This window comes from Endozoicomonas ascidiicola (assembly GCF_001646945.1).
Lineage (GTDB): Bacteria > Pseudomonadota > Gammaproteobacteria > Pseudomonadales > Endozoicomonadaceae > Endozoicomonas > Endozoicomonas ascidiicola.
The window spans coordinates 553,597-565,048 of sequence record NZ_LUTV01000005.1; the positions used below are offsets into that span (position 1 = coordinate 553,597).

Sequence of the window (11,452 nt, forward strand, 5' to 3'; positions counted from 1 at the left end):
TGTCATTGGTCGCCTGAGTAATATGATTTTCAACAATAAGACCACTGTCGTTATCTACTGCGGCCTGCGCATTATAAGCCTGTACAAAACCGTTATTGGTGGCGATAAAGACCCGGTCAGCGCTCCGAACGGTTTAAAGCAATTGCATAAAGCCTGGCTGGATTCTGGTCACCAAGAATCGCAGTTAAAGCTCTACACGGATTCAAGACATGAGTTGTCTAACGAAACCAATAAGCAGGAAGTGTTTGATGATTTAATGGCCTGGCTTCAGCAGTGCGTTTAAATAGTCAAAGCTTAACCCAACCTCGTTCCCACGGTCCTCCGTGGGAATGCATACCTAAACCTCAAGAAACAACCAACCGAGAAAAAGCACCCACCCTAAGAAAGCAAAAGGTCTCATCATTTAACCTGCGCCAATATGCATTCCCACGCTGGAGCGAGGCTGTCGAAAAACTCCAGAAACCTCGTTCCCATGCTTCGCGTGGGAATGCATACTCTTGAATTTCAATGAGTTAGAAATATGGGTTCCCACGCAAAGCATGGGAACCAGGGCTTTTGCGACAACCTCTGGAGCATGGGAACGAGTTGTTTGAGAGTTTTGCGACAGCGTCAGAGGATGAAAATAAAGCTAAAATCAACAAACCTACGCACAACCACGTGCAGCCCTAGTCAATAACCCCCATTTTATCCACAACCCATTTTTTATTAATAAACCATTAAGGTTGGCTGTGCATAATGGCCTCACCAACACGGTACATGGTGTTTGCAAAAAAGCTTTTCTTAATTAAAGCAGTATTGGATTGCAGCGTTTATTGACAGGAATGGTTAATTAACCACCGGACAACACTTTACACACATGATGGCAGACTTATTCACTCCGATGAGATTCTGCCTGAATAACCTGGGTGATACAAATGTTAAAACCTATTGCTTCTGCACTGATTGCTTCTTCTGTATTAATGGCTTCCTCCGGCGTAATGGCTGATGATTGGTTTGTTGGTGGGACTGTGGGTAAAGTCAAGCAAGATTCTGTCTTTACCGGGGATGACGGGTCTGATAAAACAAAACTCAAAGACACTTATCTTGGTGTCAGAGCAGGTAAATTTATTAATGACAATATTCGACTATATGTAAACTTGGGTAAGTTTAAAGACTCAGATAAAGACAGAGAAGTCGAAAGTGAGTCCGGCATCCAGCAAGTAACTGATACAGCGGTCGATATCAAAAACTCCGAACTAAGTTTTTCCATGGACTATGTTGATAGTATTTTTTCATTGAAAAATACAAAGTACTTTGTAGGCGGCACACTCGGTTTGAACTATATGGATTCAACTGTAGCGGTTACCGAGTCAGTTACACAGGGCAATACAACAGCCTCTGCCTCAGTCAAAGAATCTAAAGGTGATACCGGCTTTATTTATGGCGCACAATTTGGTGTAATCCAAGAGTTCACACCAGCAATCTCCGCTGAAATTGGATATCGCTATGCAAAAACAACGAATGAAGCCAAAATGTTTGGGGGCAACCTGAAAATCAAACAAAAAGCTCAGAAAATGCCTTACATGACTGTCAGCTACCACTTCTAATCTGAGTTAAGACAACGCTGTCAAAAAGTCTCCCAACCCCGGACGGGAGATTGCCAGCCTCCGGATGCAAACCCGAACCTTGTTCGGGCTGGGGCTGGCTTTATTCAAACACCTATCCATTGCTCAACATATACCAACAAATTGATTTAACCATCGAATAAAAGCACAGCAACTATAATCTCCACCTACCGAAATAAAACTCCGTCGTCTATTATGATCAATCTCAGTCTAAAACACATACTTACTCTCTTTGCCGTCATCTTCCTGCTTGCCGGTTGCACTACGCTAACCACAACTCTGAGATACACAGAAAGTGGTGATCAGGTCGCCATTGGTCAATTTCCTCCCAAGCCCGAATCAGAATGTGTGATGGTTCATAACGAAGAGCTTGAGCAAAGCTTGATCGAACGTTATACCGACACTGGCATGATGATGAATGCTTTCGCAAACTCTGAAAAAATGCTGGCACTTGCAGAGAACAAATCCGCCAACTACGTTCACTTCTATATTCCACCCAAAAAAATGCTATTCGGTATCATCGATCTAAACTACGGAGACAAACTACGAGCGACGTATTACCAGTGTAAAGAGCTGCCCTACCTTTAAGGAGCCGAATCCATGAATGTACTTGTGGTGGAAGATGAGGCGCTGCTGCGCCATCATCTGGGCTATCAGCTGAAAGAAGAAGGCTACAATACCTTCGAAGCCGACAGTGGTGAAACCGGCCTTCACTTCCTCCGGGGATTTAAACCGGATATCGCCATTGTTGACCTGGGGCTTCCTGGTCTTGATGGCGTCCAGATGATTGAAAAAGCCCGAAAGGAAGGGTTAACGACACCGATTCTGGTACTCACCGCGAGAGATAACTGGCGGGATAAAGTCACCAGTCTGAATGCCGGCGCAGATGACTATCTGGTAAAGCCCTTTGAACTCGAAGAGTTGAAGGCTCGGATTAATGCACTCATACGACGAAGTGCAGGTTTCTCCAAACCGGCAATGGAGGCTGGACCTTTCAAGCTAGATACACTGTCCAAACAATTCTTTATTAATGAAGAACCCGTTGCTCTTACCAGTTACGAATTTACCTGTTTCGAGCTCTTTCTGCGTAATCAAAATAAGGTGCTTTCCAGAGCCGCTCTGCAAAATCAACTCTACGGCGCAGACCATAGCCCCGAGAGTAATGTGCTGGAAGTGCTAATCAACCGACTGCGCAAAAAAATCAATGAGCACGCTGGCTTTAACCCAATAGTGACGGTGAGAAGCAAAGGCTACCGGTTTGATTTACCATGAAAAGACTCACCGGTTCTTTGAAAAGTCGAGCCATCATAGCGCTGTCTATCTTGCTGGGGTTCTCATTTTCACTGATTCTGCTTTCCGTTCTGGAATCCTTTGATGAAACCATTGATCAGGCCACCCGCGAGCAGATGGCCTCCAACGCCAATGCGTTAATGGCAGCGGCTGCGAAAGAAGTGGATGGTCAATTGTTGATGCCAGAGCGCACGGGGGTTAAGCGCTTTGATAAACCGAATAGCGACACACTGCGAGGCTATATCTTCAGCGCTGACGGAAAACTGCTTTGGCAGTCTATTTCCAGCAATGGCAAGCCCATCGATTACCAGCCTGTCTTTGATCTTGACCAGAGGGTCGAACTCACAACAATAGAAATGGATGGTAAGACTTATCTGGTCTACGAGGTAGACACGCTTCTGGGCAGCAGCTCTTCGGGTTATTGCTTTGTCACCCTGGTGCCCGCCAAGAAATATCTATCCATTGTGGAAATATTCACAAATCATTTACGAATGTGGGTATCTATTGCGGTATTACTGGTCGTTGCCGTGTGCTGGATGGTGCTTTGGTGGAGCCTTAAGCCGTTTCGGGAAGTCGAAGAACAGATCAGCGAGATTGAATCTGGTCACCGTGATTCTATTGAAGGCTCATTTCCATCCGAGGTAAAGCGGCTAACGGACAGTATTAATACCCTAATCATCTCAGAACAGAAGCAGCGACAAAAATATCGCACGACCATGGATGATCTTGCCCATAGCCTGAAAACACCACTAGCGGTTTTACAAAGCTTCAGCAGCAGTTTGAAAATTCAAAGTAAGGCACCGAATGAAGCTGAAATCGTGAACCTGTGTAAGAACATTAATAGTCAGGTACAACGTATGAACCAGATTATTGGCTATCATCTGCACCGATCCGTGACGGGGCATCATGGCCTGCTTCGCCAGTCCGTTCAGGTAGAACCGGTAGTAAATGAGCTCAAAACCACGCTGGAAAAAGTATACAGTGGAAAGCAGATCAACTTTATTACCGCCTTAGATCCATCCTGTATTTTCCATGGTGATGAAGATGATCTTCTGGAAATGCTGGGCAACCTGCTGACCAATGCTTTTAAGTTCTGTTACAACACGGTTTCCCTGACAGGCTATGTTGAATCAAAACAACACAATCAACCAGCACGACTGACGCTCTTGTTTGATGATGATGGTTCAGGTATCGACCAAGAAGACAGAGAACAGGTATTCCATCGAGGCATACGGGCTGATTGTGAGAAACCCGGCCAAGGCATCGGACTGGCCGTTGTAAAAGATCTGGTTGAAGGCTATCAGGGGCACATCATCATAGAAGACTCCAGCCTTGGTGGCGCCAGAATAAAACTCATTCTGCCCACCAAAGCCTGACTCTCTATTTAGGGTATCCGGTGATGTCCCGAATGGATTGATACAGCGGCTTCATCCGCTTATACATTTGTAAATACACTTCTTTATACAAACGATCATAGAGCTGTACCGTCGGGTAGTTCGGCTCGAACACATCGCCTTTACGAGTCATATTCTGGATGGCTGTCTGATAATCCGGATACTCCCCAAGCCCCACGGCACAATTGATAGCTGCGCCAAGGCCGGAAGCTTCATAGGTATGAGGGCGCTCAGCAGCAATACCAAAAATATCCGCCGTCAGCTGCATAGCCGCATCACTTTGCGAACCACCACCGGAAACCCTCAACCGGGTGATGGGTACACGACTGCGTTTTTCTATTTGTTCTTTGCCCAATCTAAGCTCGTAAGCAAGCCCTTCTAAAATTGCCCGATAAATATGCGCACGCTTATGCACATCCCCAAAACCAATCAATGCGCCCTTTCCTTCAGGGCCTGGTTGCCGGACACCCGGCGACCAATAAGGCTGCATCATCAGCCCCATGGAACCAGCAGGCACCTGATTTAACAAATCATCAAACAGCTGCTCAGTTTCCAACCCAAGTTCTTTTGCCTTGCGCTGCTCATAATGAGCAAACTCCGTTTTAAACCAGCTCACCATCCAGAAACCACGATACACCATCATCTCGGTGTTATAGAAACCAGGAATGGCTGCCGTATAAGGAGGAATAAACGGAATGGTTTCAATGTACTTTGAGGTCGTCGTATTGATCGTGGCCGTAGTACCGTAACTTAAACAACCAATATGAGGATCAGAACCACCAGCACCGAGCACTTCACAGGCTTTATCCGAAGCTGCTGCAATCATTGGTAAACCAACAGGGAGCCCTGTGACTTTGGACGCTTCAGCTGAAATATGACCAAGCAACTCTCCGGTTTTTATCAGCTCTGGCATCATATCCCGGGTACAGGATAATAACTTCCATTTTAAATCCGACTTTTTAGCCCAGCATTGTCGCTTATAATCATAGGGTAGATAACCCATGGTCGAGCCAGTGGAATCTTTTAACTCACCAGTCAGCTGATACGTTAAATATGAAGACAGATTCACATAGTGTTTCGTACGGCACCACACTTCCGGCTCATTTTGAGCAACCCAGTTGCATCGGGATTTTGAACGTAAGTCGTTTATAAGATTGCTCAACCCCAGCAGCTTGATACCAACACCTATAAGCCCACCGACCGGTTTCTCCGGTTCAGCTTTTCGCTGATCCATCCAGACAATAGCCGGGCGTAACGGCTTTTTGTTTTCATCAAGATTGATCATGGTGTAGCGCTGAGTCGTCAGAGATACACCACGGATATCTTCTGGTCGAACAGTCCCCAATGCCCACAGCCCATCAAAGGCTTTACCCATGGACTGCCAATAATATTCCGGATCCTGCTCAGCCCAGCCTGGATGTTCTGAGATATAGGCATCCAGCTCTATTTTGCTCTTTGCAACTTCATTGCCCTGATTATCAAACACCAGAACACGGACACTTTGGGTGCCATTATCAATGGCTAAAAAATACGGTGACTGCTTCACATCCAACTTCCTATTTCCTGATTCTTTATTATTTTTAGAGGTTGTTGCAAAAGGCAGCGAGCGCAGTCAAGACAAGGCAAAAAATTGCGAAAAAGCGCAGTTTACATGCAGTAAATGAGCATTTTGAGCCATTTTTTAACGCCGTATTGATAAGCGCAGCCCTTTTGAAACAGCCTCTTTATTCAGGCTGGGACACTGTAATGCCGTTCCCATATTTGTTGATATCGGGCTTTTTCTTCAGCCCACTTTTGCTCTGTCCAACCTAGAGTTTCACGACAGATATTGTGTATTTTATCTTCGTAGATCATACCGCCCTTTGCCAGCAATAAACCAAGGCGGGTTCGGCGAAGCAGCAGATCATCAAGGTGTATAATGGCTTCATTGGCCGCTGCCCAGCGAAGTTCGGCCCAGGTTGAGCGCGTCCCGGGAATCAGTTCAAGCTCAGAGCTTTCCGCATTCGACACCAGAGATTCTGCATCTTTGCCATAAAAACCACAAAGCCTGTTTTTCAAATAGGAAGGTAACGCTGAAAACAGTGATGCCTTCGGCAAATATTGCGAAAAAATCGTCTTCGCGTGAGGCTTGGTTTCATAGCTTGGCAAATATTTACTGGCAACGGATAACACATCCAGCGCAATCAGGCGGAACGTTGTTAACTTACCACCACTGACGGACACCAAACCTTTATCGTCCCAAACGCTGTGATTTCGTTTTTCCTTTGAAGGACTCAACGCACCAGAAGCAATCAATGGTCTTACACCCGCCCAAGATGAGAGAATATCACGCTCTTTCAGTTTTGCGGATGGGAACTGATGCTCTACGACGTTAATCAAATATTCCATTTCTGCACGGGTCATACTCGCTTCAACGTTCTCAATAGACTTCTCATCAAGATCCGTTGTGCCGATGACGATTCGACCTTCCCAAGGATAGATAAAAATGGGTCGCCCATCTTCTGGGTGATGGGTCGTCAATGATTGTGAAACCGGTAAACGCCAGAAAGGCACAATAATATGACTGCCACGGGCGGGGCGTATCTTTTTCTCATCAACCATTTCACTGCGCAGCTCATCAGCCCAAACACCGGTTGCATTAATGACAACAGCAGCTTTCAACTCACAGCATTTCCCAGTGATTCTATCTTCGATAACCACACCGGACACATTCCCGTCTTTTTTAAGAAGCTGCTTCACACCCACGTAGTTGAAAATTGCGGCGCCGTCTTTCTGAGCTTCCCGCAGCACGCGCATCACCAGTCTCGAATCATCGGTCACGGCATCAGCAAACTGGGTTCCCCCAATCAGATTTTCTTCATTGATATAGGGGCATACTAACCTGGTCTCTTTCAGCGAGTGGTATTTCCGGTAACGTCGGCCTGCGAAAAAATCATAGATTGCCAATAACGAATTAAAGATAAATGGACTGGGAAATGATTTTTTGTAGTGCGACATCATAAATGACATCTTCTCCACCAATCCCGGTGCCTCTCGCATTAAACGTTCACGCTCGTGTACGGAGTGAAGGGTTGTTTTGATATCACCTGCGGCAATATACCTCAACCCACCATGCACCATTTTTGAGGATCGGCTAGAGGTTCCCCAGGCAAAATCCTGACGCTCTAACAACAGGGTTTTCAGTCCTTGTCGGGCGGCTTCCCGGGCAATACCAGCACCGGTAATGCCACCGCCGGCAATGATGACATCCCAGCCTTCTGATTCATTTTCCAGACGACTTAACTGTTCTTCCCGTTGTCCTGACTGCCAGTTCTCTTGCCACATAGGTTTATCCCTGCTCGGTTGTCTGAACCAGCAATGTCCCCGGATTCAGGCGACCATCGCTATCAAAGTCTTCCGTCATTGTGCGGATTAGCCGCATTCCCAGCTTGCCTTTCTCTGCTTCCAGATAAGGTGCATGATCCTTACCTACACCATGCTGATGGGAAATCGTTGCACGACTGCGGGCGATCACTTCCGATGCAGATGACTTCATTTTCTGCCAGCGTTGCAAAGTTGCCTCATAACTGTCGGCACAGCGGAAAAAGTATGTCGTATAAATGCTACAACCCTGTGAATACATGTGAGATAGATGGGTAAATACCATCACGTTTTCGTTGTCATCCTTCAGGGCACTTTCCAGGCTGTCTTCTATGCCCTGAAGAACGGTGTCGACATTTTCCCAATCGGTAGATGTTTCCAGGGTGTCAATGGCAATGCCTTCCTGCCATGTGGTTTCACGAAGGTATGGAAACTTAAAGCGCCCTTCTGCCCAGATTTTGCCCATTACCTGAGCAATCGGGCCACCAATGCCGCCATGACCTTTTAAGGTTTTACGAACCTGTTTCAGGGAAGTTTTGTTCTGAGCCTTTGAACCGGTTACGCCAAATGTCAGCATACAACGATCATCGCCTAACCCGCGGAACCGCAGATAACGATCCATCAACTTAAACTGTGATTCTTTCGTACCAAGGTGAATATGTGCTTTTGCTTCTTTTGCATTACTTACCCGCATCATAGACATGGGCACGTTATTTTGAACCAGCTCACGAACCGCCTTCTTTGCTGAATTCCAGTTCGGCATAAAGACGACGAAGAACTTTTCTTCTTCTGCCAGACGCGTCACCCGCACCTGCACTTCGGTGAAAATCCCAAGCCGACCTTCGGTGCCCATGGTCATTTCCCGGATATCAGGCCCTGCGGATGAGGCTGGAATGCTTGGGATATCCAAAGTTCCATGGAGTGTTTCCATACGACCACCGGCAAACATTTGCTCAATACGGCCAAAACCCAGTGACTGCTGCCCGGAAGATCGTGAGGCAACCCAACCACCCACGGTTGAAAGCTCCCAGGATTGTGGATAGTGGCCAAGAGTATAACCACGAACTCTTAGTTGAGATTCAACCAGAGGTCCCGGTGTACCCGCACCAAACGTTGCGACCTGACTTTCTTCGTTCAAATCCAACAGCTGGTTCATTCTGCCCATATCGATGGTGAGAATGGCACGCTGACTTTTCTGCGGTGTAATATGGCCTGCAACTGACGTTCCGCCGCCGTAGGGAATCACTTCAAAATCATGCTCAACCGCAAGGTCTAATAACTCTCGAACCTGCGAACTGCTTTCCGGATAGGCGACACCATCCGGAAATATGTCATATTCACCATTGTGCATGGCAAGCCAATCAGGGAAGCTCTGTCCGCGGGCATGACGAACTCGCTCCTCCTGGTCTTTCGAGATCACCGCATGATCTGGCAAACGAGATGCTGGAACTTTAGCGACCACATCTTCAAGAGAAACACTGGGTAATGGTTTTGGCTCACCTATAATAGAGTGAATTAAACGACGACCATGTTCGGATACTTCTTTGACATAGCTCTCATCACCCCAGCCATTCCAACGTCGGCCCATGCTTTTTCACCTTCTTATTCTGATTTTTTGTTCAAGCTTGTTTTATCTATTTCTGGCAAACTATAAAGACACAGTGAAAAAACTCACTGACCGAACGGGACAGATGAAGTAGCAAATTCAGCCAGACTATGAACAACAAATGACCAGTTCAAGTACCTTGGGCACTGTTTCAGCCAATGCCATTCGCCAGTATCTTCGTACTGCACAAGACTATGAAATCCAAGCGGAATCGGCGCTAGTGGCTGCCGGTATTCCTGTTGGTATTTTGGATAACTCAGTTACCCGGGTGCAGGGGCGCGCATTTCAAACGTTAATTCACTGGCTGGTCAAAGAGACCGGTGATCCTCTGTTTGGCTTGAAAAGTGCCCGTTATGTTCAGCCGGGGTCTTATAACCTGCTTGGTTATATGGCAATGAATGCCCATTCCGTTGGGGAAATTCTCAAACTTGCCCCTGAGTACGAAGCCATCGTTGGGGACATGGGCATTACTGATATTCAGCAGAAAAATGGCTTGATGATAATGCGCTGGATTTGTCAGTACGATGATCCTGTCGTACGATCCCATATGATTGATAACGTCATGGGTTCATGGTTGATTTTTTCCCAGTGGCTAACCGATTTACCGGATAAAAAGCCGGAGTGCGTTCTTTTTGAATACCCGCAACCCGATGACCGATTGATCCAGACCTATCGAGAAATTTTCGGAGACAACCTGACATTTAATGCCGGGAAAAACGCCTTACTATTTTCTGAAGATGTGCTGGATATTCCTTTACGACAGCCTGACCCAATTTTGCTAAACACGCTGGAGCAGCAAGCCAGCACCTTTGTTGCCGAACTGCAGCAAGACAAGCCGATTGTCGTCCAAACCCGTGAACTGCTTCGTTCCCTGATGGAGGATGGGATTCCCAGAAGAGAAAAAGTTGCAGAAAAGCTGAACATGACGGAACGCACTCTGCAAAGGAGGCTGCAGAAAGCAGGGGCTGGCTATCAGCAATTGTTAGATGATCTCCGGCAGGAAATGGCCATTGAATGGCTGGTTTCTACAGAACTGCCCCCTGGCGAAATAGCTGAAAAACTGGGGTTCAGTGAAGTTCGTTCCTTTCACCGGAAGTTCAAAAGCTGGACAGATTTAACACCCGGCGAATATCGACAGAAACACAGCCACTTGAAAAAGGAAGAACCGATTAAAAAGACGACCCCGGCTGTTTAAGAAACTCAACCTCTTCTGTCGTGGATTCACGACCCAGTATTTCATTGCGATGAGGGTAGCGCCCAAAACGATCAATGATCTCTTTATGCGCCTGCTGCCAGCGAAGCTCTAGTCCATATTGCTCCCTGAGCATCATCGCCTCTTCATGGATAGCCCCTGATTCGCTGTGCATATAGGGCATGATCAGGAAATTCTGTTGTGCTTCGTTCAAAAAATCCATAGCTCCTGAGCGTACAGCTTCCTGAGCCAAAACCAATGCAATACAATCATAAGCAAAAGCAAAAGAGTTGGCAGAATTACGAAACATATTACGGCTGAATTGATCAAGAATAATAATTTCCGCAACTCTGCCTTCAGGTGCATCCCGCCAATAAAATAGCTCTCCACTGGCAGCCTTTCGATGAATACTTCCAAATCGTTCTATAATCTGCTGATCTAAAGCTGAGTCTTTCTTAAACCAATCCGCTGGAGTTAATTCCAAAAACCAGAAGCCAATAATTGTTTGGTAATCCTGCATACATATCACTCCACTACACACTCTGATTATTGAGAGCTTCCCCAACTTTATCTTCTAAAAGGGATTTGAGCGCCTCATTACGCAGTATTTTCCAATCCCAAAATGAGCCTGAAAAGAGTATAAACCCATGATTTCAGGCCTTTCGCTTAAAGATGCCTTGAAACAGTGATTCTCTGGCAGACTGCAGTTGCTGGGCAGCCTCGTTATCACTCATTGATTCAGCCTTTGACTCCAATGCATGCGGCGGAGTTCCTTTCTTCAAATATTGCGTCCAGTCAGGCAAAGATTTCAGTTTTTCATAAGGTGTCATCATGTTTTCGTAAAGGTAACGTTTTCTCTCTTTGCCTTTTTCATCTGTTATCGTCTCCGGGAAAAAGCAAGGCCGGTGAAAATTGATGTAAGGTGTCAGGTAATTTTTGTTAAACGCATTCACTTCTGCAGCATGATGTTGCGGTATATGAGCATAGCCCAACATTTTTCTGATGA

11 protein-coding genes are annotated in these 11,452 nt (G+C 46.3%); 6 read left to right on the forward strand and 5 right to left on the reverse strand.

Annotated features, from left to right (window positions below; genetic code table 11):
- From AKL11_RS16180 to AKL11_RS16200, 5 genes are all read left to right on the forward strand, one after another.
- Window positions 1–283, forward strand: a 283-nt coding sequence (locus AKL11_RS16180; RefSeq protein ID WP_436404695.1) for an alpha/beta hydrolase, incomplete at its 5' end; no start/stop codon positions are given.
- 631 nt (window positions 284–914) lie between these two features.
- On the forward strand, window positions 915–1,586 hold the full coding sequence (locus AKL11_RS16185) for an outer membrane beta-barrel protein (RefSeq protein ID WP_067519276.1): 672 nt from the start codon (window positions 915–917) through the stop codon (window positions 1,584–1,586).
- 213 nt (window positions 1,587–1,799) lie between these two features.
- Window positions 1,800–2,192, forward strand: coding sequence for a hypothetical protein (locus AKL11_RS16190; protein WP_095210438.1), 393 nt, complete (start codon window positions 1,800–1,802; stop codon window positions 2,190–2,192).
- Window positions 2,193–2,204: 12 nt separating this feature from the next.
- Window positions 2,205–2,876 carry a response regulator gene (locus AKL11_RS16195; protein ID WP_067519278.1) on the forward strand — a complete coding sequence of 224 codons (672 nt, stop codon included), beginning with the start codon at window positions 2,205–2,207 and terminating at the stop codon, window positions 2,874–2,876.
- Window positions 2,873–4,270 (forward strand): ATP-binding protein, encoded by a 1,398-nt coding sequence (locus AKL11_RS16200; RefSeq protein WP_067519280.1) that lies wholly within the window; start codon window positions 2,873–2,875, stop codon window positions 4,268–4,270. Before AKL11_RS16195 ends, AKL11_RS16200 begins: the two co-directional genes overlap by 4 nt.
- Window positions 4,271–4,274: 4 nt before the next feature.
- On the opposite strand, the gene AKL11_RS16205 is transcribed toward AKL11_RS16200, so the two are convergent.
- The 3 genes from AKL11_RS16205 to AKL11_RS16215 form a co-directional block, all read right to left on the reverse strand.
- On the reverse strand, window positions 4,275–5,834 hold the full coding sequence (locus AKL11_RS16205; RefSeq protein ID WP_067519770.1) for an FGGY-family carbohydrate kinase: 1,560 nt from the start codon (window positions 5,832–5,834) through the stop codon (window positions 4,275–4,277).
- Between the two features lie 182 nt (window positions 5,835–6,016).
- Window positions 6,017–7,612 carry a glycerol-3-phosphate dehydrogenase/oxidase gene (locus AKL11_RS16210; protein ID WP_067519282.1) on the reverse strand — a complete coding sequence of 532 codons (1,596 nt, stop codon included), beginning with the start codon at window positions 7,610–7,612 and terminating at the stop codon, window positions 6,017–6,019.
- Window positions 7,613–7,616: 4 nt separating this feature from the next.
- Complete coding sequence (locus AKL11_RS16215; protein WP_067519284.1) at window positions 7,617–9,236, reverse strand: FAD-binding oxidoreductase; 1,620 nt, start codon at window positions 9,234–9,236, stop codon at window positions 7,617–7,619.
- Window positions 9,237–9,375: 139 nt separating this feature from the next.
- Here AKL11_RS16215 and AKL11_RS16220 point away from each other — a divergent pair, with 139 nt between their 5' ends.
- The gene (locus AKL11_RS16220; RefSeq protein ID WP_067519287.1) at window positions 9,376–10,449 is read left to right on the forward strand and encodes an AraC family transcriptional regulator; all 1,074 of its coding nucleotides are present in this window, start codon (window positions 9,376–9,378) and stop codon (window positions 10,447–10,449) included.
- Here AKL11_RS16220 and AKL11_RS16225 read toward each other — a convergent pair.
- Both AKL11_RS16225 and AKL11_RS16230 read right to left on the reverse strand, forming a co-directional pair.
- Window positions 10,424–10,966, reverse strand: coding sequence for a DUF924 family protein (locus AKL11_RS16225; RefSeq protein ID WP_067519289.1), 543 nt, complete (start codon window positions 10,964–10,966; stop codon window positions 10,424–10,426). The genes AKL11_RS16220 and AKL11_RS16225 overlap by 26 nt on opposite strands.
- A gap of 133 nt (window positions 10,967–11,099) precedes the next feature.
- A partial coding sequence (locus AKL11_RS16230; protein WP_216636812.1) for a hypothetical protein occupies window positions 11,100–11,452 on the reverse strand: 353 nt, incomplete at its 5' end.

Coding starts and splice junctions, on each gene's coding strand:
- AKL11_RS16185 (WP_067519276.1), top strand. CDS start 915: ATGTTAAAACCTATTGCTTCTGCACTGATTGCTTCTTCTGTATTAATG.
- AKL11_RS16190 (WP_095210438.1), top strand. CDS start 1,800: ATGATCAATCTCAGTCTAAAACACATACTTACTCTCTTTGCCGTCATC.
- AKL11_RS16195 (WP_067519278.1), top strand. CDS start 2,205: ATGAATGTACTTGTGGTGGAAGATGAGGCGCTGCTGCGCCATCATCTG.
- AKL11_RS16200 (WP_067519280.1), top strand. CDS start 2,873: ATGAAAAGACTCACCGGTTCTTTGAAAAGTCGAGCCATCATAGCGCTG.
- AKL11_RS16210 (WP_067519282.1), bottom strand. CDS start 7,612: ATGTGGCAAGAGAACTGGCAGTCAGGACAACGGGAAGAACAGTTAAGT.
- AKL11_RS16215 (WP_067519284.1), bottom strand. CDS start 9,236: ATGGGCCGACGTTGGAATGGCTGGGGTGATGAGAGCTATGTCAAAGAA.
- AKL11_RS16220 (WP_067519287.1), top strand. CDS start 9,376: ATGACCAGTTCAAGTACCTTGGGCACTGTTTCAGCCAATGCCATTCGC.
- AKL11_RS16225 (WP_067519289.1), bottom strand. CDS start 10,966: ATGCAGGATTACCAAACAATTATTGGCTTCTGGTTTTTGGAATTAACT.